This is a genomic window from Amycolatopsis sp. NPDC058278 (assembly GCF_042881395.1).
Classification (GTDB): domain Bacteria; phylum Actinomycetota; class Actinomycetes; order Mycobacteriales; family Pseudonocardiaceae; genus Amycolatopsis.
On the sequence record NZ_JBHVXZ010000077.1, the window covers coordinates 24,812 to 47,071 of the forward strand.

Below are 22,260 nucleotides of genomic sequence, written 5' to 3' on the forward strand. Positions count from 1 at the left end.
AACGTTCACGGGAACGTTCTCGGGCGCCTGCCGAACGCGGAAAGGACCTCATGTCGTACCTCGAAGACCCCGGCCCGGGCCGGGGTTCGCTTCCGCCGCGCGCGGCCTTCACCTCCGACGCGCCCACGCTGTCGCTGAACGGCACGTGGCGGTTCCGGCTGTCGCCGAGCCTCGCGGCCGCGCCGGCGGGGATCGAAGCCGGGGAGTTCGACGACTCGGCGTGGGACGAGCTGCCGGTGCCGTCGCTGTGGCAGCTGCACGGCCACGGGCGTCCGGCCTACACGAACGTGCCTTACCCGTTCCCGGTCGACCCGCCGCACGTCCCGTCGGACAACCCGACCGGCGACCACCGGCTGCGGTTCGACCTGCCCGCGGGCTGGCCCGCCGGGGCCGCGGTGCTGCGCTTCGACGGCATCGACTCCTGCGGCCGGATCTGGCTCAACGGCACCGAACTCGGCGTCACGCAGGGCAGCAGGCTGCCCTCGGAGTTCGAGGTCGGGCCGCTGCTGCGACCGGCCGGGAACGTCCTCGTGGTGCGCGTGCACCAGTGGTCGGCGGGCAGCTACCTCGAAGACCAGGACATGTGGTGGCTGTCGGGCATCTTCCGCGCCGTCACCCTGCTCGCCCGGCCGGCCGGCGGCATCGGCGACTACTGGGTGCGCGCCGATTACGACCACACCACCGGCCTGGGCACGGTCCGGGTCGAAACCGGCCCGGACGTCCTGCTGGACATCCCCGAGCTGGGCGTCTCCGGGCACCCGGCGGGGGAAGCCCTGGAGCTGCCGGTCGAGCCGTGGAGCGCCGAGACCCCGCGGCTGTACGAGGGCACGCTGGCCACCGCGGCCGAGCGGGTGCCGGTGCGGATCGGGTTCCGGACCGTCGCCATCGAGGACGGACAGCTCAAGGTCAACGGCCGCCCGCTGATGCTGCGCGGGGTGAACCGCCACGAGCACGACCCGCGCACGGGGCGCGTCGTGTCGCCGGAGACGGCCCTGGCCGACGTGCTGCTGATGAAGCGGCACAACGTCAACGCGGTGCGGACCAGCCACTACCCGCCCGACCCGGCGTTCCTCGAGCTGTGCGACACGTACGGCCTGTGGGTGATCGACGAGTGCGACCTGGAGACCCACGGCTTCGAGCCGCTGGGCTGGGCCGGCAACCCCAGCGGCGACCCGATCTGGGCCGAGGCGTACCTCGACCGGATGCGGCGCACGGTGGAGCGGGACAAGAACCGGCCCAGCGTGATCCTCTGGTCGCTGGGGAACGAAAGCCACACCGGCGAGAACCTCGCGCGGATGGCCGAGTGGGTGCGCCACCGCGACCCGACGCGGCCGGTGCACTACGAAGGCGACCACGACTGCGCCTACGTCGACGTGCACAGCCGGATGTACGCCACGCACGAGGACGTCGAGCGGATCGGCCGCCGGGAAGACGCCAACGCGCGCCGGCGGGACCTGCCGTTCCTGCAGTGCGAATACGGGCACGCGATGGGCAACGGCCCGGGCGGCCTGCTGGAGTACCGCGAGCTGTTCGAGCGGTACCCGAACTGCCAGGGCGGCTTCCTCTGGGAGTGGATCGACCACGGCCTCGCCGCCGACGGGCACTTCGCCTACGGCGGGGACTTCGGCGAGCCCATCCACGACGGCAACTTCGTCATCGACGGCCTGGTCTTCCCCGACCGGACGCCGTCACCGGGGCTGGCCGAGTTCGCGAAGGTCGTCGAGCCGGTCCGGATCGAGGCGGACGCGGCCGGGATCCGGGTGAGCAACCACTACGACTTCGTCGGCACCGGGCACCTCACCTTCACCTGGGTGCTGGAGGACGAAGGAACCGCTGTCGCCCAAGGCGTCCTCGAGGTGCCTGCCGTCCATTCCGGACAGAGCACTTCGGTCCCGCTCCCCGGGCTGCCCGCGACGAGCGGCGAGTCGTGGTTGACCGTGTCGGCGTCACTGACCTCGGCGACGGCGTGGGCGCCGGCCGGGCACGTCGTCGGCTGGGGACAGCTGGCGGTGTCGGCGGCTCCGGCCGCGGCGCCGCTGCCCTCGCGCGGGCCGGTGTTCCGCACCGGCGGACGGCTGGTGCTGGGCGCCGGCGAGTTCGACCCGGTGACGGGCGCCTTGACGACCCTCGGCGGACACGTCGTGGCCGGGCCGCGGCTCGACGTGTGGCGCGCGACGACCGACAACGACCGCGGCACGTTCGCCGGGCGGCCGGTCGCCGACCAGTGGCGCGAGGCCGGGCTGCACCGGCTGCAGCACCGGGTGATCACGGTCGACGCCGACGGCGAGGAACTGGTGGTGCGCACCCGGGTCGCGCCGCCGGCCCAGCCGTTCGGGTTGTTCGCCGACTACACGTGGACGGCGTTCGACGACCGCCTGCGGCTGCGCGTCGAGGTGACCCCGGACGGCGAGTTCCCCGGTACGCTCCCCCGGCTCGGGCTGGCGATGGCGGTCCCGGGCGCGCTCGGCTCGGCGGAGTGGTTCGGCGGCGGCCCGGGCGAGGCCTACCCGGACAGCCGCCAGGCGGCGCGGATCGGCCGGTTTTCCAGCAGCGTCGACGGTCTGCAGACGCCGTACGTGTTCCCGCAGGAGAACGGCAACCGGACGGCGGTCCGCTGGGCCCGCCTGACGACCCCGGACGGCGCGGGCATCCGCATCGACGGCGAACCGGTCTTCGACTTCACGGCCCGCCGCTGGACGGCGGCGGCGCTGGAGGAGGCCCGGCACACCGACGAGCTGGTGCCGGGCGAGCTGGTGCACCTGACGCTGGACGTGGCGCAGCACGGCCTCGGGACGGCGTCGTGCGGGCCGGGGGTGCTGCCGCGGTACCGGCTGGTGCCGCAGAAGACGGAGCTCACGCTGTGGTTCCGCCCGGCCTGAGTTGTCTCAAAAAGTCTCATAAGGTGTCTCATTAATTGGGGTCTGGTAGGTGGCGGTAGATCGTCGCCCGCGAGACACCGAGCGCGGCCGCGATGTCGGCGGGAGCGCGCCCGGCGTCGTAGAGGCGCCGCGCGGCCTCGACGGTTTCAGGACTCATGGCGGACGGCCGCCCCCTGCGGCGGCCTTTGCGCCCGGCGGCGCCGGTCCGGCCGGCGACGGGCGGCCGGAGGTGCGGGTTTTTGTCTCCAGCCGCAGCGGCAGCGTTGCCCTCCGGTGGCTCGCCGTTGCCTGCTGCCGCGGCAGTCCGGGGCGCGTCCGGCCTCGGCTCGGCGTGGGCGCCTTGGCTTGCTGCCGCAGCGGTCTGGATCGCGTCCGGCTCCGGTTCGCCGTGCATACCTTGGCTTGCTGCAGCAGCGGTCCCGGTCGCGTCCAGCCTCGGCCCGCCGTACACACCTTCGCCCGCTGCAGCAGCGGTCCCGGTCGCGTCCGCCCCCGGACCGCCGTGCACACCTTCGCCCGCTGCCGCAGCCTGGACCGGGTCCGGCCCCAGCCCGCCGCCGCCACTTCTCTCCCCACCCGAGGCCGTGAACAGGCGGTCCACTCCGTCCAGGATCGCCGCGCGCAGCTCGGCCTGCGGGGCCTCCGCGAAAAGGACCACCGGGTCGCTCAGCATCGCGATCGCCTGGGCCGCGCGGACCCGGTCCGCGAAGTTCGCTTCCGGCCCCGCGACCAGGCCGTTCGCCCGGAGCATGCCGTCGCGGAAGCGCTCGAACACCACCTCCGAGGCGGTCAGGCCGAGGTCGCGCAGGTTCATCCGCAGCAGGTACCGGTGGGTCAGCCACACCTCCAGCAGCCCCTCGACGGCCGCCCGGCGGGTGTCGGGCGCCTGCGCCGCCTGCGCCAGCGCGGCTTCGAAGTCCGCCAGCATCGGCTCGGCCAGCGCCGTGACGATGTCCGCCTTGCCGGGGAAGTGGTAGAGCACCGCGGTCTTCGTCACGCCGACCCGCTCGGCCAGCTCCCGCACCGACGTCTCGTGGAAGCCGCGCGCCGAAAACTCCTCCAGCGCCGCGCGCAGGATCTTCGCCCGGGTGTCGTCCGTCATCGGCCCAGCCTAGCCCCTTGCCTGACCGATGGACAGGAGAGTACGGTCACGACTGACCGATGGTCAGGACCGAGATGGGGGCACACCATGACCGAACAGACCGTGCTGATTTCCGGCGCCGGCGTCGCCGGGCCGACCCTGGCGTACTGGCTGGCCCGCGCCGGCTACCGGCCCACGGTGGTGGAACGCGCCGCCGGCCTGCGCTCGAGCGGGAGCCCGGTGGACGTCCGCGGGCCGGCGTCGCGCGTCGCGGACCGGATGGGCATCACCGCGAAGCTGCGCGAAGCGAGCACGAGCGCGACGGCGCTGAACTTCGTCGACGACGCGGGACGGCGGACCGGCCGGATCCCGATGCGGCTGCTCGGCGCGGACGGCGACATCGAACTCCCCCGCACCGACCTCGCCGCGATCCTCCACGACGCGGCGCGCGAGCACGCCGAGTTCGTCTTCCACGATTCGATCACCGAACTCCACGAAGACGCCGGCGGCGTCGACGTCACGTTCGAACGCGGCGCCCCGCGGCGGTTCGACCTGGTGATCGGCGCGGACGGGCTGCACTCGGCGGTCCGGCGGCTGGCCTTCGGCCCGGAACAGGCGTTCGTGGAGCACGTGGGCGTCTACATCGCGACGCTGCCGCTGGCCGGGCCACCGTCCGGCGCGACCGCGATCGAGATGTACAACTCGCCCGGCCGGGCGGTGGCGGTCCACCCGTCCCGCGGCCACGGCATCGCGGCGTTCATGTTCCGCGGCGACGCGGTGCCGGGGTTCGACCACCGGGACACGGAACTGCACCGGCGCATGCTCGAAGAGGCTTATGAAGGTGCGGGCTGGCGGGTCCCGGAATTGCTGGAGCAGGTGCGCACGGCGGACGACCTGTACCTCGACTCGGTGAGCCGCGTCCGGATGGACCACTGGAGCAAGGGCCGCATCGTGCTGGCGGGTGACGCGGCATCGTGCGTGTCCCTCTTCGGCGACGGCTCGACGCTGGCCATGGCGGGCGCGCACACGCTGGCGGAAGAACTCGGCCGGACCCCGGAAGACCCGGCGGCGGCGTTCCGGCGGTACGAGACGGCGCACCGGAAGCTGGTGGAGCCGAAGCAGCGAGCGGTGTCGACGGCGGCCGCGTTGCTGATCCCGGCGACCCGCGGCGGCTTGGCGGCCCGCAACTTCGGCACCCGCCTGCTGCCGATCGTCTCGGCGGCCCGCCGCCTGGTTCCCGCCCGGGCGGCTTGAGCGGCGGGTCCACGAAACCCGCCGACGTCAGCCCCGCAACATCGGCGGGTACAGCACTTCCGCCGCACCCCGCCGGTAAAGCCGGGCCGGGCGGCCACCGTCGCGGGTGGTCGTCCGGCCCGTCGGCTCCAGCAGGCCCTCCGCTCCGGTCACCTTGCGGTGGAAGTTGCGGGGGTCGAGCCGGGTGTCCCACACCAGTTCGTACACCCGGCGCAGCTCCGCGACCGTGAACTCCGGCGCGCAGAACGCCGTCGCCAGCGGGGAGTACTCCAATTTCGCGCGGGCCCGCTCGACGCCGTCGGCGAGGATGCGATCGTGGTCGAACGCCAGGCGCTCGGTCCGCAGCCCACGCACCGGCGCCCAGCGGGCCTCCGCCGCGTCCGTGCCCGCGTGCGGGACCGGCAGGTCCGGCGCCAGTGCCAGGTACGCCACCGTCACCACCCGCATCCGCGGGTCGCGGTCCGGTGCGCCGTAACCCGCCAGCTGTTCGATGTGGACAGTTCCCGGCGCCAGTCCCGTCTCCTCCGCCAGCTCGCGCCGCGCCGCGTCCGCCAGGTCCTCGTCGACCCGGACGAACCCGCCCGGCAGTGCCCACTCCCCCTCGTACGGCGGCACCCCCCGGCGCACCAGCAGCGCGCACAGCTCGTCTCCGGTCAGGGTGAGCACGACGAGGTCCACGGTGACGGCGAACGGCGGGTGATCCATGCCACCACCCTAATCGTCATCTTGACGATTATCGAGTCCACCCCATATCGTCAGCACGACGATAAGAGGAGGGCTCCATGGCCGACATCGACCGCCGGTTCGGGTTCCGGCACCTGCGCGGTGCCCCCACCGTGCACATCCGGCACTACCGCCGCGGCAAGCTCGCGCACGACGGCGTCGGGCTGTCGTTCTGGTACCGGCCGCTGACGGCGGTGGTCTCGGAAGTCCCGCTCGACGACCGCGAACTGCCGCTGCTGTTCCACGCCCGCACGGCCGACTTCCAGGACGTCACCGTCCAGCTCGCCCTCACCTTCCGGATCGAGGACCCGGCGCTCGCCGCGCGGCGCATCGACTTCTCCATCGACCCGGACACCGGCCGCTGGCGCAGCGATCCCCTGGCGCAGATCAGCGGGCTGCTCACCGAGAACGTCCAGCAGTACGCGGTCGAGGTGCTGACCCGCACGCCCCTGGCCACCGCGCTCGTCGACGGCGTCCGCGCGGTCCGCGACCGGATCCGCGCCGGCCTGGCCGAAGAGGACACGCGGCTCGCGCAGACCGGTTCGGCCGTGCTCGACGTCCGCGTCGTCGCGATCCGGGCCGAACCGGAGGTCGAGAAGGCGCTCCAGACGACCGCGCGGGAGAAGGTGCAGCAGGAGGCCGACCGCGCGACCTTCGAGCGGCGCGCGCTCGCCGTCGAGCGCGAACGCGCGATCAGCGAAAACGAGCTGCAGAGCCAGATCGAGCTGGCCCGCCGGGAGGAGCAGCTGCTCGCCCAGCGGGGCACGAACGCCCGGCGCCAGGCCGAAGAAGCCGCGGCGGCGAACCGGATCGAGACGGAGGCGCAGGCTTCGCGCGAACAGCGGCTGACGCAGGTGCAGGCGGACGGGAAGCGAGCGCTGGGTGAAGCCGAAGCAGCGGGCGAGGCCGCCCGGCTGGCGGCGTACCGCGACCTGCCCGAGGGCGTGCTGACCGGGCTGGCGCTGAAGGAACTGGCCGGCAACCTGCCGCAGATCGGGAGCCTGGTGCTCACCCCGGACCTGCTCACGCCGCTGCTGACGAAGCTGGGCGTCCGCTCGTGAGCCTCGCCCCGCGGGTCGTGCTCGTCCACCGCCGCACCGAGCTGGCCGAGCTCGTCGCCCGCCACGGCACCCGCGGCCAGGCCGAGTTCTTCCTGCGCACGCGCGGGCGGGACCTGGCCGAGGTGACCGAGGCCGACGCCGCCGTGCGCGCGGCGCTCGCCGCGGCGTCGGCGGCGATCCCGCTGGACTGGCGCCGCGGTGAGGTCGAACGGGCGGACCTCGACCGGTTCCTGTTCACTCCGGAGGACGTCGTCGTCGTGGTCGGGCAGGACGGCCTGATCGCCAACGTCGCCAAGTACCTCGACGGCCAGCCGGTGATCGGCGTCGCGCCCGGCGAGCCCGGCGTCCTGGTCAAGCACCCGGTCGAGGCGGTCGCGGACCTGGTGCGGTCCACGAACGATGTCGAACACCGGACGATGGCCGAGCTCACCGCGGACGACGGGCAGCGGCTGCTCGCGCTCAACGAGATCTACCTCGGGCACGCCGGGCACCAGACGGCCCGCTACCGGCTGGGGGTCGGCGGCGGGCGGGCGGAACGCCAGGCGTCGTCGGGAATCCTGGTCGGGACGGGCACCGGGGCGACCGGCTGGTGCGGCTCGGTGTGGCGCGAACGCGGCAGCGCGCTGCGCCTGCCCGCGCCCGGCGAGGCCCGCCTCGTCTGGTTCGTGCGCGAGGCTTGGCCGTCGCCGACGACCGGAACCACGTGCACCGAAGGGGAACTGGCCCGGGCACCGCTGACGGTCGAGGTCGAATCCGACCGCCTGGTCGCGTTCGGCGACGGCCTCGAAACCGACGCGGTCGCCCTCACCCGCGGCCAGACGGCGACCTTCACCCCGGCGGGGAAGACCGTCCGCCTGGTGCGGTGACGGAAGAGCCGACACGCGTGATCGGAGGGCCGACACGCGTGTCTGGAGGGACGACACGGCGCTCAGGTGCCGTAGCGGGCCTTGACGATCGAGGGCGTGTCGAGGTTGTGGCCCGCGTCCATGCTCTGCGCCAGCCGCAGGTACTGGCCCTCGGCCCACATCAGGGGGCCCGCGCTGCCGGTCGGGCGGCCGAGGCCGAAGCAGCCGGCGTCCGCGCGGTCCCAGACCTGCTCGGGCACGAAGTACCCGCTGTTGGCCGAGTCCGCCATCGACTTCAGGTACACCGACGTCGAGCGGCCGTTGGCGAGCTCGTACTGCCCGCGCTCCCCCGACAGCACCGGCCACAGCCGCCCGAACCGCTGGTTGCCACCGGCCGGCCAGCCACTGCAGTCCGCCGTGCTCTCGCCGTAGTTGTCGTGCGGGTAGCGGTGGAAGTAGACGTCGCCGTTCGGCAGCGTCATCTGCATCGCCGAGTTGCCGTCCGACGCGGCGGCCGTCGGCGCGACCGAGTTCGCGATCGTGGCGTCCCCGGCCGGGCGGATGCCGAGCCGCACCAGATCGAGGAAGCCGAAGTCGGTGACGTCGTGTTCGTAGAAGCAGCCTTCGTCGAAGCAGATGGTCGCGGTGTCGTTCGGGTTGCCGGCGCGGTCGAGGCGCTCGTAGTAGGTGTGGCCGCCCCAGTAGCCGGACGTCGTGACGGTCCAGCCGGCCAGGGAGTTGCGCCACGAGTCCGCCGTGGACTCCCACGACGACGCGCTCGCCGTGTCGCCGTTCGCCCGCGCGATGGCCCCGGCCGCGACCAGCCCGGCGATCTCCGCGGCCACCGAGGACGGCGACTTGCCGTACTGCTCTTCCCACCGTTCGGTGGTGTCCGGGCCGGTGGCGACGATGTGGTTCGCGGTCGTCTTGACCTTGGCGTAGGTCGGGGCGTCGGTGAGGCCGGTCAGCCAGGCCAGCAGGATCGCGTCGGCGTCCTGGTCCAGCTGTTCGCAGCAGCCGAGCTGCTGGGCGCTCGCCCCCGCGACGCCGGACACCGGGCTGTAGCGCGGGAAGGACCCCGCCGGGTAGGTCGTGCCGTCGCCGGCCGTGGGGCTGCCGATCCACTGCGCGTTCCAGAGGAACCGGCCCATCCGCTTGGCCTGCGCGCTGTCGCCCGCGGCCAGCAGCCCGGTCGCCTGCTGGTAGAGGTCACGGCCCCAGACGCGGTGGTAACCGTCGTTCAGGTGGTCGCCGTTCGTGAAGTTGCCCCAGGGCGTGGCCAGCCCCGCGACGCTCGCACCCGGGTGCTGCTTGTCTTCGGCGGTCCTCAGCGCCATGGCCGCGACGTAGTAGGCGCGACGTCGTTGCGTGTCCCCGGAAACGCTCGCCGGAGCGGGTTTGAGGCTGGCCAGGTAGGAGTTCCAGCCGCTGCGGTAGGAATTCGACACGGCCGTGAACCCGCTGCTCAGCGAGGCGCTCGCGTTGGACGTCGCCGCCGCCGCCGTGTCGCCGTAGCCTTGCGCGACGGTGAACGTCGTGTCCGTACCGACCGGGATCTGTCCACATTGCACGACGTTGCCGGTGCCGGAGACGGCGTCGAACTGGTTGTTCAAGATTTTGTCGGCACGCAGGTCGACCAGGCAGTCGCTGGCCGCGCCGCTGTAGCCGTTGTCGTGCGCGGTGAAGCCGGTCGAGACGCGCAGCGCGGAGACGACCGTCGTGGCCGTGCCGCCGAACAGCGTCTCGGTCCCGCCGGCCATCAGGGCGCCCGTGGAATCCCACCAGGCGTTGTCGTTCGCCCCGCCGCCCGTCATCGACGGGTTGGCCAGCAGGTAGAGCCGGTAGCTGCCGCCGTCGAGCGACTGGAACCGGGTGTTCGTGACCAGCGTCGCCCGGGCCGGGTCGGTGACGTAGTCCGTCGTGATGCGGTACTTCCCGCTCTTGGCCGTGTTCGTGATCGTGTACTGCAGCGCCTTCTCGTCGGGCATGCTCACGACGTGGTCGGTGGCGTCGCGCTCCAGGTCGACGAAGGTCGAGCCGTCGGTCACGACGAATTGGCGGTCCTGGGTGTTGGGGACGTCGGCTCTCGGGTAGAAGACCTCGGACGTGACGCCGTCGGCGACGGTGAACCAGACCGGGCTGTTCGTGGTCGATGTGCCGAGGGCGGATTTGTTGCCCGTGGCCCATGAGGCTGCGCTGCCGCAGCAGTCGGTTGCGGTGCCGGTGGCGAGGGCCGTGCCGGGGAGGGACGCGGCTAGGAGGATTGCTGTTCCGGTGCAGGTCAGGAGCGCTTTCCAGCTGATCATCGGGACCCCTCCGACGGCTTTGTCGCTTGATATGTTGTGGGCCGCAACATATTGGGCTCTTTGGGGGTTGCAAGCAATGTCTGATGGGACTGGATCGATTCTGGGGGTCTCGGCTGGTGGTCTCCCGGGCCTTGGCGCTCTTCGCAAGCCTGCGATTGCTGCTCTCCGCAACCCCGAAGCCGGATTGTGACTACGGACGGCAGCACCGGGTCAAGGCGGGAAAGCGTGCCTTGACCCGGCGCCGCCGTCCGTGTTCGGGCTTCGGATCGGGGTTGCGGGGGGCCCTGGGTTCCGAGATGGGCCGGTTTCGCGGGGGAGTTGCGTTCCGGGGTCCCGGGGGCTGGGCTCCGAGGTCAGGCCCGGGTCCGGGGGCTGGTCCGAGGGCTGGTTCCGGCCTATGGGTTCGCCTACGCGTCCGCGATGCGGTCCAGCCACTCGGCCATCAGGATGCGCTCGGCGTCGGTCAGGGTTGTTGCTCCCTCGAGGCCTGCGCGTAGTGCTATTGCTCGCTCCGGCAAGTCTGATCCCGCCGGCTCTGGGGTGCCCGTCAAGATGCGGGCCAGCACCGTCTCGCGGGCCGTTGCCGACAACTCCGGGTCGCGTTGGTCCTCCGGTGTTGCTATCTGTGTCAGCACTACGCCCATTCCGGCCGCGTGCGTCAGCCTTGCCGCTCGCTCCACGCTCACGCGGAGGCGGCCCGCCGCCGCGACGCGCTCGACTATTGCCCGCAACATTGCCTCGGCTTCGCGGGCTGCGGGCGACTTGTGGCCCGGGCGGGCGTCGCCGTACATCAATACGTAGAACTCCGGGCGGGACAAGCCGAATTCGATGTGCAAGTCCCAGCCGCGTCGGAGGTCCTCGACCGGGTTGCCCGTCGATCCCATTGCGCGCTTGCTCTTCAGGTACTCGTCGAAGCCGTACGCCGCTACCGCGTCGAGCAGGCCCTCCTTGTCACCGAACAACCGGTACAGCGCCGGCGGCTGGACACCCGCCGCCGCGCTGACCGCGCGGGTCGACAGACCGTCGCGGCCCTCTGCTGCCAGGAGCGCCGCCGCCGCTTCGAGGATGCGGATGCGGGTGTCCACCGCCGTCTTCGTTGCCATGGTTACGATGATAACAAATCCTCGGTAGCGGTTGTTCGCTCCGTCGGGGCACTCACCTGCGCGGCGCGAGGTTGTCGATCGCCAGTCGGTGGGTGAGGCGGCGCAGCAGCGGTGCCGCCTCCGCCATGCAGCGCGCCGGGTCCGGTTCCAGGTCGGTCAGCGCGTACGCGGCCGAGATGCCCGCGTTCGCCAGCTCCGCCGCGGACAGCCGGCAGCGCCCGGACACCGCCACGCACGGGATGCCCTGGGCCGCCGCGGCCCGGGCCACCCCGGCCGGGGCCTTGCCCGACAACGTCTGCTCGTCCAGCGATCCCTCGCCGGTGACCACCAGGGTGGCGCCGGCCAGGGCCGCGTCGAATCCGAGCAGGTCGAGCAGCAGCTCGATGCCGGACCGCATCCGGGCGCCCAGCAGCGCCATCGCCGCGAAGCCCACTCCCCCGGCCGCTCCGGCGCCCGGCCGGGAAGCGAACTCCGGCCCGGCGATCGACGCCCAGTGCCGCAGCGCCGCGTCCAAGGTCGCGACGTCGCCGGGGGACGCGCCCTTCTGCGGGCCGTAGACCGCGGGGGCCCCGCGCGGCCCGTGCAGCGGATTGTCCACATCGCTCGCCAGCTCGATGTCCACGTCGGACAGGCGCGGCACCTCCAGCGACGCGAGCCGGGACAGGGCCGCGCCACCCGGCGGGAGCTCGCGCCCGGCGGCGTCGAGGAGGCGGGCGCCCAGCGCGGTCAGCATCCCCGCGCCGCCGTCGGTGCAGGCGCTGCCGCCGACGCCGAGCACGATCCGGCGGCACCCGGCCCGGACGGCCGCGGCGATGACGTCCCCGGTCCCGGCGCTGGTCGCGGTGAGCGGCTCCGGCGGCCCGGGCAGCAGGTGCAGCCCGGACGCCTCCGCCAGCTCGACCACCGCGGTGTCCCCGCGCACCGCGTAGGACGCCGTCACCGGCATCCCGGTCGGCCCGCGCGCCGGGACCCGCACCCGCTCGTACCCGGCGGCGACGGCGGCGTCGACCGTGCCCTCGCCGCCGTCGGCCACCGGGAGGGTGCGCACCACCGCCGCCGGGTGGACGTCGGCGAGGCCGGCAGCCACCGCCGACGCCACCTCCGCCGCGGTCAGCGATCCCTTGAACTTGTCCGGGGCCACCAGAACCTTCACGCGCTCGCCTTGAAGGCCCGCCAGTCGCCGAGCTCGGTGATGTCCCGCAGGGCCACGTGCGAGGTGTACGGCCGCCGCAGCAGCATCGCGAACGCCGAACTGCCGTCGGCCAGCTCCACCACCCCCAGCTCCAGCTCGTGCGGCTCGGCCGGCAGCACCTTGTCCCGCAGGGCGTCCAGGGAGACGTCGTAGACCTCGCCGGTGACCGCCGCACCGCCGTGCGACACCGGGTACAGCGCCGGGCACTGGTCGCCGACGGCGTAGAACCGGTACTTCGGCGCGGTGTCCGCCACCGCCACGAACGGCGATCCGTCGAGGAGGTGGTGCAGCGGCTCGCCGCGCATGGCGCCGCCGTTGAAGAACATCAGGGCCACGGAGAACTCCTTACCGGAAGAGGGCTTCGACACCGTCGATGGCGAAGTACACCGCGAAGACCAGCGCCAGCAGGGACAGCAGCCAGCCGGCCTCGCGCCACTTGCCGCGGCCGATCTTGATCAGCACGAACGCGATCAGGCCGGCGCCGACGCCGTTGGTGATCGAGTAGGTGAACGGGATCAGCGCGGCGGTCAGGAACACCGGGATCGTGTAGTCCGGGTCGTGCCACGGGATGGTCCGGCACTGCGCAACCATCATGCCGCCGATGACGACCAGCGCGGGCGCCGCGGCCTGCGCCGGGACGACCCCGGCCAGCGGCGTGAACAGCAGCGTCCCGGCGAACAGCAGGCCGGTGACGACGCTCGCGAGCCCGGTCCGAGCCCCTTCGCCGACGCCGGCCGCGGATTCGAGGAACACCGTGTTCGGCGACGAGCCGGTGACGCCGCCCGCGATCGCGCCCGCGCCGTCGACCAGCAGGATCCGGCCCATCCGCGGGACCTTGCCGTTCTTCGACAGCCCGGCCTCGTCGGAAACGCTGGTGATCGTGCCCATGGCATCGAAGAAGCCGGAGAGCACCAGCGTGAACAGGAACACCGTGGCCGCCAGCGCGCCCGCGGAGGCGAAGCCGCCGAACAGGTCGATGTGGCCGAACAGCCCGAAGTCGGGTGCCGCGACGACGTGCTCGGGCAACGCCGGGGTGGTGAGACCCCAGCCGCCGACGCCGAACCCCTCGTGCAGCACGACGGCGAGCACGGTGGACACCCCGATGCTGATCAGCACCGCGCCCGGGACCTTGCGGGCCATCAGCACGATCATCAGCAGCAGACCGGAGCAGAACACGACGATCGGCCAGCCGTGCAGGTGCCCGCTCGCCCCGAGGCGCACCGGGACCGTGGTCTGCGCCGCGTCCGGCACCCGGGTCACGAACCCGGCGCTGACCAGGCCCACGAGGGCGATGTAGAGCCCGATCCCGACGGTGATCGCCATCTTGAGCGGCCTGGGGATGGCGTTCATGATCCGCTCGCGGACGCCGCTGACGGCCATCAGCACGATGCACACGCCTTCGAGCACGACCAGGCCGAACGCCTGCGCCCAGGTCATCGACGGCGCCATCTGGAAGGCGACGATGCCGTTGATGCCGAGCCCGGCGGCCAGCGCGAGGGGCGCGTTGCCGACGAGTCCCATGAGGACGGTCATCACGGCGGCGGCGAGCGCGGTCGCCGTGGTCACCTGTGCGGCGGAGAGCCGGGCGCCGGTGATGTCGGCGGAGGCACCGAGGATTAGCGGGTTGAGCAGCACGATGTAAGCCATCGCGACGAACGTCGTGACGCCGCCGCGGACTTCGCGGCCGACCGTGCTCTGCCGGGCCCGCAGCTCGAAGAGCTTGTCGAACAGCGAACGGCGCTGGGGTGGTTCGGGTACTTCGCCGAGTTCGGGTTCCTGGATCTCTACCTGGGTCATGCGTCCTGCCCTTGCCGGTGGGTGTGCTCGGCCAGGCCGAGGCACAGCGCCGTGCCTGGGCGAGCGGGACGTTCGATTCGGTTGTGCTCCGGTCAGCTGGCCTTGTGGGTCAGGAGTCGGCGGGTCAGTAGTCGGTGCGGTCGCTCTTGTCGAGCCAGGCCGCGAAGGGGGCGAAACCGTCCTTTGCGGACAGTCGCGTGACGGGGACCGTCCAGGTGTCGCGGGGACGGTCGAAGAGCTCGTAGAAGGCGCGGTCGTCGAAGCCGGCCTTGGCCGCGTCGTCGCGGTCGGCGGCGAAGAGGACCTTGTCCACCCGCGCCCACAGCGCCGAGGACAGGCACATCGGGCACGGCTCGCAGCTGGACACGAGCACGCAGCCATCGAGCTTGAACGTGCCGAGCGCCTGGCAGGCCGCGCGGATGGCGACCACCTCGGCGTGCGCGGTCGGGTCGAGGTTCGCCGTGACGCGGTTGACGCCGGTCGAGACGACCTCGCCGTCCTTGACGATCAGCGCGCCGAACGGGCCCCCGCCGTTTTCGACGTTGTGCGTGGCGATCCGGACGGCTTCGCCGAGCCAGTCCTGCTCGACGGAAACGGACGTGGTCATCTCAGACTCCGGTGATGTGCTCGGGGCGGATGGGGACGCGCGGCAGCTCGAGGCCGGTGGCCGCGCGGATGGCGTTGGCGATCGCCGGCGTGGCGGAGATCGTGGGCGGTTCGCCGACGCCGCGGACGCCGTAGGGCGCGTGCGGGTCGGGCCGCTCGAGGACGTCGACGCGCATCGGCGGCATGTCGAGGATGGTCGGGATGAGGTAGTCGGTGAACGACGGGTTCCGCACCTTGCCGTCCTGGACCAGGATCTCCTCCATCACGGCGAGGCCGAGGCCCTGGGCCGAGCCGCCCTGGATCTGGGCGACGACGGCGTCCGGGTTCATCGCCTTGCCGACGTCCTGGGCGCAGTCCAGCTGCACGACCTTGACCAGGCCGAGGTCGAGGTCGACGTCGACCACCGCGCGGTGGGCGGAGAAGCCGTACTGGACGTGGGCGTCGCCCTGCCCGGTCGCCGGGTCCAGCGGGTAGGTCGGGCGGTGGTGGAATTCGCGGGTCTCTTCGATCGCGGTGCCGCCCAGCAGCTCGGCCAGGTCCGCGACGACTTCGCCGTCGGCCGCGACGACCTTCCCGCCCACCAGGGACATCCCTTCGGCGGGCACCCCGAGCCGGGCGCAGACCGCCTCGGCCACCGCGCGGCAGGCGTTGCGGACCGCGCCGCCGGTGACGTAGGTCTGGCGTGACGCCGAACTGGAGCCGGCGTCGCCGACGCTCGTGTCGGCCGGGTGCACGCTGACCCGCGTCACGCCGAGCTCGGTGCGGGCGATCTGCTGCTGCAGCGTCACCAGCCCCTGCCCGACCTCGGCGGCGGCGGTGTGGACCATCGCCACCGGCTCACCGCCGAGCACCTCCAGGCGGACGCGGGCGGTCGAGTAGTCGTCGAGCCCCTCGGCGTAGGAGATGTTCTTGATCGTGACGCCGTAACCGACCCCGCGGACGACACCTTCGCCGTGGGTGGTGTTCGACGCGCCGCCGGGCAGCTCGCGGATGTCGCGGTCGCCGGTGGGCTCGGGCGGCAGCGGCAGGTCGCGAACCCGCTGGACCAGCTCGGCGACCGGGGCCGGGAAGTCCACCACCTGGCCGGTGACCACAGTGGACCCTTCGCTCAAGGCGTTGCGGATCCGCAGCTCCGCCGGATCCATGTCCAGCGCCGCCGCGAGTTTGTCCATCTGGGACTCGTAGGCGTAGGTCGGCTGGACCGCGCCGAGGCCGCGCATCGCGCCGCAGGTCGGGTTGTTGGTGTAGACGCCCCAGCCCTCGATGTGCGCGTTCGGCACGTCGTACGGGCCCACGCTGAGCGTGGTGCCGTTGCCGACCACGACCGGCGTCTTGGAGGCGTAGGCGCCGCCGTCGAAGTACAGCTTCGCGCGGACGTAGACGAGCTTGCCGTCGCGGGTGGCGCCGTGCTCGTAGTACATCTTCGCGGGGTGGCGGTGGACGTGGCCGAAGAACGACTCCAGGCGGTTGTAGCTCATCTTCACCGGGCGGCCGGTGCGCAGGGCCAGCATGCAGGAGTGGATCTGCATGGACAGGTCCTCGCGGCCGCCGAACGCCCCGCCGACACCCGACAGCGTCAGCCGGACCTTCTCCAGGGGCAGGCCCAGGGCCTTCGCCGTCTGGCGCTGGTCGACGTGCAGCCACTGGGTGGCCAGGTAGAGGTCGACGCCGCCGTCCTCGGCCGGCACCGCGAGGCCGGACTCCGGGCCGAGGAACGCCTGGTCCTGCATGCCGATCTCGTACACGCCGGACACGACCACGTCCGCGGTGGCGGCCGGATCGCCCTTGACGATCCGCTGGTGGCGGACCAGGTTCCCGCCCGGGTGCAGCTTCGGCAGCGTGTCGTCGTGCGCGGCCCGCTCCGGGTCGGTGATCGGCTCGAGGACGTCGTACTCGACGACGATCTCCTTGAGCGCCTGCCGCGCGATCTCCGGGTGGTCGGCGGCCAGGATGGCGACCGGTTCGCCCTGGTAGCGGACCAGACCGTCGGCCAGCGCCGGGGTGTCCTGGTACTTCAGGCCGTAGACGTTCTCGCCGGGTACGTCCTCGTGGGTCAGCACCGCGTGCACACCCGGCTTGGCCAGCGCGCGGGAGACGTCGAGGCGGACGATCCGGGCGTGCGGGTGCGGGCTGCGCAGGGTGGCGCCCCACAGCATGTCCTCGTGCCACAGGTCGGAGGAGTAGGCGAACTCGCCCCGGACCTTGAGCGTGCCGTCCGGGCGCAGCGGGCTCTCGCCGATGCCGCCGGCGATGGTGTCGTGCAGCTCCTGGGGGGAGCGGGCCGGGGCGCTCATCGGACGGCCTTCTTCGCGGCGGCGTCGCGGACGGCGTCGAGGATCTTCTCGTAGCCGGTGCAGCGGCAGAGGTTGCCGGCGAGGGCCTCGCGGATCTCGACGTCGCTCGGTTCGGGGACGCGCTCGATCAGGTCGTGCGCCGCGACCAGCAGGCCGGGCGTGCAGAAGCCGCACTGGACGGCGCCGCGTTCGACGAACGCCTCCTGCACCGGGTCGAGGGCGTCCCCGTCGGCCAGACCTTCGACCGTGACGACCTCGCGGCCCTCGGCCTGCCCGGCCGCGACCAGGCACGCACAGGCCGGGACACCGTCGAGGTAGACCGTGCACGAACCGCATTCGCCCTGTTCGCAGGCGTTCTTCGAGCCGGGGAGGCCGAGCCGCTCGCGCAGGACGTAGAGGAGGCTCTCGCCTTCCCAGACGTTGTCCGCCCGGCGGGGTTCGCCGTTGACGGTGACGTTCACGCGCACTTCGCGCTCCCTCCGCAATATTCGGTCCAGGCCCAGGTCAGCGTCCGTCTCGCCATGACGCCGAGGGCGTGGCGGCGGTAGGCGGCGCTCCCCCGGACGTCGTCGATCGGGGCCGCGGCGGCCGCGACCAGGTCGCCGAAGCGGCGCTTCACCGAGTCGGCGATCGCCTTCGGCGAGTCCCAGTCCAGCTCGCCGGCCAGGAACTCCTCGGCCTCGAAGGCCCGGCGGGGCGTGGGCGCAGCCGAGCCGACGCCGGTGCCGACCCGCTTTTCCGACGGGTGCAGGGCCAGTCCGAAGGCGGCGACGGCGATGACCATGGCGTTGCGGGTGCCGATCTTGCTGAACTGCTGCGGCCCGGTGGCCGGGGCCACCAGCACGGCCGTGATCAGCTCGTCCGGCTCCAGGACGTTCCGCTTGACGCCGGTGTAGAAGTCCTTCGCCGCGACGATCCGGGTGCCGCGGACCGAGGCGATCTCGACCTCGGCGTCCGCCGCCAGCAGCGCCGGGTGGGAATCCCCCGCGGGCGAAGCCGCACCGAGGTTGCCGCCCACCGAGCCGCGGTTGCGGATCTGCGGCGAGCCGACGGTCCGCGCGGCCATCGCCAGACCCGGCAGCTTCGCCCCGAGCTCGGTGATGATCCGGGCGTAAGACACGGCCGCGCCGATCCGGAGCCGGCCGCCGTCGGTGCCGTGCTCGTGCAGCTCGGGTACGCGCCCGAGGTCGAGGAGCGACTCCGGGCGGCGGTGGTCGAAGTTGAGCTCGACCATCACGTCCGTGCCGCCGGCGATCGGGACCGCACCGGGGGTCGCGGCCTTCGCGGCGAGCGCGTCGGCCAGCGAGGCGGGTCGGAGGAATTCCACTGTGGACGTCCTTTCGGGGCTGCTTCGGCAAGAAGTACACACGCTCCGGTGTGGCCGCGACCACGGCAAAACCCCTGAAAGAAGGGTGAATTTCGGGCTCGGGTTTGTACTTTCCGACAACCGCCTGAGCCGGCGCACGGAAAGGCCGCCGTACGAGGTCGGGTCTCGTACGGCGGCCGTGGTCACGCGGGGGTTACGCGGGCTCGAACTCCTTGACGGAGTCGAGGGCGGCGCCCATGGCGGCGTTGCCCTCGCGCTCGATCATGATCTCGACCAGGACGGGGCGGCTGGTGCGCTCGGCTTCCTTGCGCGCCCATTCCAGGGACGTGCGGATCTCGCCCGGCTCGTGCACGCGGGTACCCGAGCAGCCGTAGGCCTCCATGATCTTGACGTTGTCCGTGCCGTTCGAGTCGTAGTGGATGTCGACCTCGAAGTTCATGTCGTAGCCGGTCTCGGCCTGGCGGATGAGCCCGAGGTACTCGTTGTTGAGCATGATGAGCACGAACCCGACGTCGTACTGGGCGGCCACCGCCAGCTCCTCGACGAGGAACTGGAACGAGTAGTCGCCGACCACCCCGACGACCTCGGCCTCCGGGCGAGCCTTCTTCACCCCGATCGCGGCGGGGATCTCCCAGCCGAGCGGGCCGGCCTGGCCGCACACCTGGTAGTGCCGCGGCTTGTGCGCCTGCTGGAACTGGCCCGACCAGATCTGGTAGAGCCCGATCGCGGTGACGAAGTAGGTGTCTTCGCCGAAGGTTTCATTGATCTCCTTGAACACCCGCGGCGCCTTGATCGGCAGGCTGTCGAAGTCGTCCCGCCGGGGCAGCGCCTCCTTCAGCTCGCCGATCCGGGTGACCCATTCGCGACGCGGCTGCGTCTCGCGCTTCTCCAGCGCGGCCAGCAACGCGTCGAGGAACTCACGTGTGTCCGACACGATCCCGAGGTCGGGGCCGAACACCTTGCCCAGCTGGGTGGGCTCGATGTCGACGTGGATGAACTTCCGCTCGCCGCGGTAGACCGACAGCTCGCCGGTGTGCCGGTCGCCGAACCGGGCGCCCAGCGCGAGCACCAGGTCGGCCTCGAGGAAGGCCGCGTTCGCCCAGCGCTGCGACGTCTGGATGCCGGCCATCCCGGCGAACAGCTCGTGGTCCTCGGGGAAGCTGCCCTTGCCCATGAGCGTCACCTGCACCGGGACGTCGAGGCGCTCGGCGGCGGCCCGCAGCTGCTCGCTCGCCTCGCCGAGCACCACCCCGCCGCCGGCCAGGATCAGCGGGCGCTCGGCTCGGAGGAGCATTTCGAGGGCCCGCTCGACCCGCGCGGCGGCGGGCTTCACGGGCGTCACCGGCAGCGGCGAGTCGATCGAAGAGTCCCACTCGATGTCCTGCTTCTGGACGTCGATCGGGAGGTCGATGAGCACCGGGCCGGGGCGGCCGGACCGGGCGATCCGGAACGCCTCGCGGAAGATCCACGGCAGCTGCGCGGCCTCCTTGACCTGCACCGCCCACTTCGTCACCGGCTTGGCGATCTCGACGATGTCGACGGCCTGGAAGGCCTCCTGGTGCAGTTTGGTGGTCGCCGCCTGGCCGGTGATGCAGATCATCGGGATCGAGTCCGCGTGCGCGGTGTAGAGCCCGGTGATCATGTTCGTCCCGGCCGGGCCGGACGTGCCGATGGCGACGCCGACGTTGCCGTTCGTCCTGGCCCAGCCGTCGGCCATGTGCGTCGCACCCTCTTCGTGGCGGACGATCAGGTGCTCGATCGCCCGGCCTTGCAGGGCGTTATACAGCGGAAGGATCGCGGCGCCGGGGCAACCGAAGACGGTGTCGACGCCTTCGCTCTCCAGGACGTCGACGACCGCCTGCATCGCGGGGATTCTGGGCATGTCACACCTCCGCCGGGACGCGGCCCGACAACTGTTCGACGACCTTCAGCAAGGCCGAGTGGTCCAGGGAGCCGTGGCCCATGGCGCGGCCGGCGGCGACGAGCTGGGCGACCAGCCCGGTGAGCGGGAGCGCGACGTCGGCCTGCCGGGCGGCGGCCAGCGCGATCCCCATGTCCTTGTGGTGCAGGTCGATCCGGAAGCCGGGCGCGAACCGGCGGTCCACCATGGACTTGCGCTTGAGCTCGAGGATCCGGCTGCCCGCCAGGCCGCCGGCGAGCACGTCGAGCCCGACTGCGGCGTCCACACCGGACGCTTCGAGCAGCACGATCGCCTCCGCCACGAGGCCGTAGATCCCGCCCACGACGAGCTGGTTGGCTGCCTTCACCACTTGGCCGGCGCCGTGCGGCCCGACGTGCACGACGGTCTTGCCGACCGCGTCCAGGACCGGCTTGGCGGCCTGGAAGTCCTCTTCGAGGCCACCGACCATGATGGACAGCGACGCCTGCTCGGCGCCGGCCTGCCCACCCGAGACGGGGGCGTCGAGCACGCGGATCTTCTTGTCCCGCGCGGCTCGGGCGATCGCGATCGACGTCTCCGGCCGGATGGTGCTCATGTCGATCAGGAGCGTGCCCGGCTCGGCGCTCTCCAGCACGCCACCCGCGGCCAGTACCACCTCTTCGACGTGCGGGTGGTTCGGCAGCATCGTGATCACGACGTCCACGCCCGCCACCGCGTCGGCGACGCCGGTCGCGGCGCGTCCGCCCGCGGATTCGAGCTTCTCCCCCGCGGCCGCGGTGACGTCGTAGCCGCTGACGTCGTGGCCGGCCGCGACCAGGTGCGCGGCCATCGGGGCGCCCATCACGCCCAGTCCGATGAATCCCAGTTTCATGCTCGTCCCCTTCGGGTTTTCGGCAGCCAGCCCAGCGACGTGACGGTGTCGGGGTCCGGGATGTACTCGATCCCGACGAACCCGTCGTAACCCGCGTTCTGGAGCTTCCCGAGGTACCCGTCGATGTCCAGCTCGCCGGTACCGGGCTGGTGGCGGCCGGGCGCGTCGGCGACCTGCACGTGCCCGATCCGCGGTGTGTGCACCGTGACCAGGGCGTCCAGGTCGTCTCCGTTGACTGCCAGGTGGTAGAGGTCGGCCAGCAGCCGCACGTTCCCGCGCCCGAGGTCGTCGAGCACGGCCACGGCGTCCGCGGCGGTCTTGAGCGGGTAGCGGTCCGCGCCGGAGAGCGGTTCGAGGACCAGTTGTGCCCCGATCCGGGCGGCGGCGTCGGCGGCCTTGTCCAGGTGGACGCGGGCCAGGTCGTCCTGCTTGGCCGGGTCTTCGCCGTCGAGCCGGTTGCCGTAGAGCGCGTTGAAGCCGCGGCAGCCGGTGCGTTCGGCGATGCCGAGGGCGACGGCGAGGCTGTCGGCGAACTCGGTCTCCCGGCCGATCCACGAGACCAGGCCCCGCTCCCCCGCCGCCATGTCCCCGGCGTAGAAGTTCAGCCCGCGCAGCCGGACCCCGTCGAGGCTCTCGACGAACGCGTCCACGTCTTCCCGGGCGGGCACCGCGGAGTCGAACGGCCACCAGTACTCGACATCGGTGAACCCGGCGTCCCGCGCGGCGGCCGCGCGGTCGAGGAGCGGGACCTCCTTGAACAGGATCGACAGGTTGGCGACGTACGGCAGGGAGTGCTCCTCTTCAGGCATCGCGACCTCGAATTTCGCTATACGGAATCTTTCTTTCGTATATCGAGAATAACTCGCGGTGCGTCCCGGGGTCAACGGCGAGCCGGCGCGCGCTCGAGCCGGCCCAGCGTGAAAACACGCCAAGGAGGTGCGCGCAGCGACAGGGCGCCCCGCCCTCCGGGGGGGCCCACAAATAACTCTAATGCCGGTAACTATAAAACAAAAAAAGCAGC

18 protein-coding genes are annotated in these 22,260 nt (G+C 72.1%); 4 read left to right on the top strand and 14 right to left on the bottom strand.

Annotated features, from left to right (window positions below; genetic code table 11):
* The first annotated feature begins 50 nt into the window (after positions 1 to 50).
* On the top strand, positions 51 to 2,879 hold the full coding sequence (locus ACFVYA_RS32390) for a glycoside hydrolase family 2 TIM barrel-domain containing protein (protein ID WP_387050424.1): 2,829 nt from the start codon (positions 51 to 53) through the stop codon (positions 2,877 to 2,879).
* Between the two features lie 31 nt (positions 2,880 to 2,910).
* Here the strand turns inward: ACFVYA_RS32390 and ACFVYA_RS32395 are convergent, their stop codons facing one another.
* Positions 2,911 to 3,981, bottom strand: coding sequence for a TetR family transcriptional regulator (locus tag ACFVYA_RS32395; protein ID WP_387050426.1), 1,071 nt, complete (start codon positions 3,979 to 3,981; stop codon positions 2,911 to 2,913).
* Positions 3,982 to 4,068: 87 nt separating this feature from the next.
* Here ACFVYA_RS32395 and ACFVYA_RS32400 point away from each other — a divergent pair, with 87 nt between their 5' ends.
* Positions 4,069 to 5,214, top strand: a complete 1,146-nt coding sequence (locus ACFVYA_RS32400) for an FAD-dependent monooxygenase (protein WP_387050427.1) — start codon at positions 4,069 to 4,071, stop codon at positions 5,212 to 5,214.
* Positions 5,215 to 5,241: 27 nt separating this feature from the next.
* Here the strand turns inward: ACFVYA_RS32400 and ACFVYA_RS32405 are convergent, their stop codons facing one another.
* Positions 5,242 to 5,919 carry an NUDIX domain-containing protein gene (locus ACFVYA_RS32405; RefSeq protein WP_387050428.1) on the bottom strand — a complete coding sequence of 226 codons (678 nt, stop codon included), beginning with the start codon at positions 5,917 to 5,919 and terminating at the stop codon, positions 5,242 to 5,244.
* Between the two features lie 77 nt (positions 5,920 to 5,996).
* Between ACFVYA_RS32405 and ACFVYA_RS32410 the strand changes: the two genes are divergently transcribed.
* Complete coding sequence (locus ACFVYA_RS32410) at positions 5,997 to 6,998, top strand: SPFH domain-containing protein (RefSeq protein WP_387050430.1); 1,002 nt, start codon at positions 5,997 to 5,999, stop codon at positions 6,996 to 6,998.
* Positions 6,995 to 7,864 (top strand): hypothetical protein, encoded by an 870-nt coding sequence (locus tag ACFVYA_RS32415; protein WP_387050431.1) that lies wholly within the window; start codon positions 6,995 to 6,997, stop codon positions 7,862 to 7,864. Before ACFVYA_RS32410 ends, ACFVYA_RS32415 begins: the two co-directional genes overlap by 4 nt.
* 62 nt (positions 7,865 to 7,926) lie before the next feature.
* On the opposite strand, the gene ACFVYA_RS32420 is transcribed toward ACFVYA_RS32415, so the two are convergent.
* The 12 genes from ACFVYA_RS32420 to ACFVYA_RS32475 all read right to left on the bottom strand — a co-directional run bounded on the left by ACFVYA_RS32420 (position 7,927) and on the right by ACFVYA_RS32475 (position 22,048).
* Positions 7,927 to 10,149, bottom strand: a complete 2,223-nt coding sequence (locus ACFVYA_RS32420) for a glycoside hydrolase family 15 protein (protein ID WP_387050433.1) — start codon at positions 10,147 to 10,149, stop codon at positions 7,927 to 7,929.
* Between the two features lie 407 nt (positions 10,150 to 10,556).
* Positions 10,557 to 11,252 (bottom strand): TetR/AcrR family transcriptional regulator, encoded by a 696-nt coding sequence (locus ACFVYA_RS32425; RefSeq protein WP_387050435.1) that lies wholly within the window; start codon positions 11,250 to 11,252, stop codon positions 10,557 to 10,559.
* A 52-nt stretch (positions 11,253 to 11,304) separates the two neighbouring features.
* A complete protein-coding gene (locus ACFVYA_RS32430; RefSeq protein WP_387050437.1) occupies positions 11,305 to 12,405 on the bottom strand; it encodes a glycerate kinase in 1,101 nt (366 codons plus the stop codon).
* Positions 12,402 to 12,779, bottom strand: a complete 378-nt coding sequence (locus ACFVYA_RS32435) for a gamma-glutamylcyclotransferase (protein ID WP_285991655.1) — start codon at positions 12,777 to 12,779, stop codon at positions 12,402 to 12,404. The genes ACFVYA_RS32430 and ACFVYA_RS32435 overlap by 4 nt, the downstream gene beginning before the upstream one ends.
* Before the next feature lie 10 nt (positions 12,780 to 12,789).
* A complete protein-coding gene (locus tag ACFVYA_RS32440) occupies positions 12,790 to 14,241 on the bottom strand; it encodes an NCS2 family permease (protein WP_387050438.1) in 1,452 nt (483 codons plus the stop codon).
* 124 nt (positions 14,242 to 14,365) lie between these two features.
* The gene (locus tag ACFVYA_RS32445) at positions 14,366 to 14,848 is read right to left on the bottom strand and encodes a nucleoside deaminase (RefSeq protein ID WP_387050440.1); all 483 of its coding nucleotides are present in this window, start codon (positions 14,846 to 14,848) and stop codon (positions 14,366 to 14,368) included.
* 1 nt (position 14,849) lies between these two features.
* Entirely contained in the window at positions 14,850 to 17,141 is a 2,292-nt protein-coding gene (pucD, locus tag ACFVYA_RS32450; RefSeq protein WP_387050442.1) for a xanthine dehydrogenase subunit D, read from the bottom strand.
* Positions 17,138 to 17,608: a (2Fe-2S)-binding protein gene (locus tag ACFVYA_RS32455; RefSeq protein WP_387050444.1), complete on the bottom strand. Its 471-nt coding sequence runs from the start codon at positions 17,606 to 17,608 to the stop codon at positions 17,138 to 17,140. The genes pucD and ACFVYA_RS32455 overlap by 4 nt, the downstream gene beginning before the upstream one ends.
* Positions 17,599 to 18,468, bottom strand: coding sequence for an FAD binding domain-containing protein (locus ACFVYA_RS32460; RefSeq protein ID WP_387050445.1), 870 nt, complete (start codon positions 18,466 to 18,468; stop codon positions 17,599 to 17,601). The genes ACFVYA_RS32455 and ACFVYA_RS32460 overlap by 10 nt, the downstream gene beginning before the upstream one ends.
* Before the next feature lie 193 nt (positions 18,469 to 18,661).
* On the bottom strand, positions 18,662 to 20,350 hold the full coding sequence (gene gcl / locus ACFVYA_RS32465; protein ID WP_387050447.1) for a glyoxylate carboligase: 1,689 nt from the start codon (positions 20,348 to 20,350) through the stop codon (positions 18,662 to 18,664).
* A 1-nt stretch (position 20,351) separates the two neighbouring features.
* A complete protein-coding gene (locus ACFVYA_RS32470; protein WP_387050449.1) occupies positions 20,352 to 21,239 on the bottom strand; it encodes an NAD(P)-dependent oxidoreductase in 888 nt (295 codons plus the stop codon).
* The gene (locus tag ACFVYA_RS32475) at positions 21,236 to 22,048 is read right to left on the bottom strand and encodes a hydroxypyruvate isomerase family protein (protein ID WP_387050450.1); all 813 of its coding nucleotides are present in this window, start codon (positions 22,046 to 22,048) and stop codon (positions 21,236 to 21,238) included. Before ACFVYA_RS32475 ends, ACFVYA_RS32470 begins: the two co-directional genes overlap by 4 nt.
* Positions 22,049 to 22,260 lie beyond the last annotated feature (212 nt).

Coding starts and splice junctions, on each gene's coding strand:
- ACFVYA_RS32410 (WP_387050430.1), top strand. CDS start 5,997: ATGGCCGACATCGACCGCCGGTTCGGGTTCCGGCACCTGCGCGGTGCC.
- ACFVYA_RS32400 (WP_387050427.1), top strand. CDS start 4,069: ATGACCGAACAGACCGTGCTGATTTCCGGCGCCGGCGTCGCCGGGCCG.
- gcl (WP_387050447.1), bottom strand. CDS start 20,350: ATGCCCAGAATCCCCGCGATGCAGGCGGTCGTCGACGTCCTGGAGAGC.
- ACFVYA_RS32475 (WP_387050450.1), bottom strand. CDS start 22,048: ATGCCTGAAGAGGAGCACTCCCTGCCGTACGTCGCCAACCTGTCGATC.
- ACFVYA_RS32390 (WP_387050424.1), top strand. CDS start 51: ATGTCGTACCTCGAAGACCCCGGCCCGGGCCGGGGTTCGCTTCCGCCG.
- ACFVYA_RS32445 (WP_387050440.1), bottom strand. CDS start 14,848: ATGACCACGTCCGTTTCCGTCGAGCAGGACTGGCTCGGCGAAGCCGTC.
- ACFVYA_RS32395 (WP_387050426.1), bottom strand. CDS start 3,981: ATGACGGACGACACCCGGGCGAAGATCCTGCGCGCGGCGCTGGAGGAG.
- ACFVYA_RS32420 (WP_387050433.1), bottom strand. CDS start 10,149: ATGATCAGCTGGAAAGCGCTCCTGACCTGCACCGGAACAGCAATCCTC.
- ACFVYA_RS32470 (WP_387050449.1), bottom strand. CDS start 21,239: ATGAAACTGGGATTCATCGGACTGGGCGTGATGGGCGCCCCGATGGCC.
- pucD (WP_387050442.1), bottom strand. CDS start 17,141: ATGAGCGCCCCGGCCCGCTCCCCCCAGGAGCTGCACGACACCATCGCC.
- ACFVYA_RS32440 (WP_387050438.1), bottom strand. CDS start 14,241: ATGACCCAGGTAGAGATCCAGGAACCCGAACTCGGCGAAGTACCCGAA.
- ACFVYA_RS32405 (WP_387050428.1), bottom strand. CDS start 5,919: ATGGATCACCCGCCGTTCGCCGTCACCGTGGACCTCGTCGTGCTCACC.
- ACFVYA_RS32425 (WP_387050435.1), bottom strand. CDS start 11,252: ATGGCAACGAAGACGGCGGTGGACACCCGCATCCGCATCCTCGAAGCG.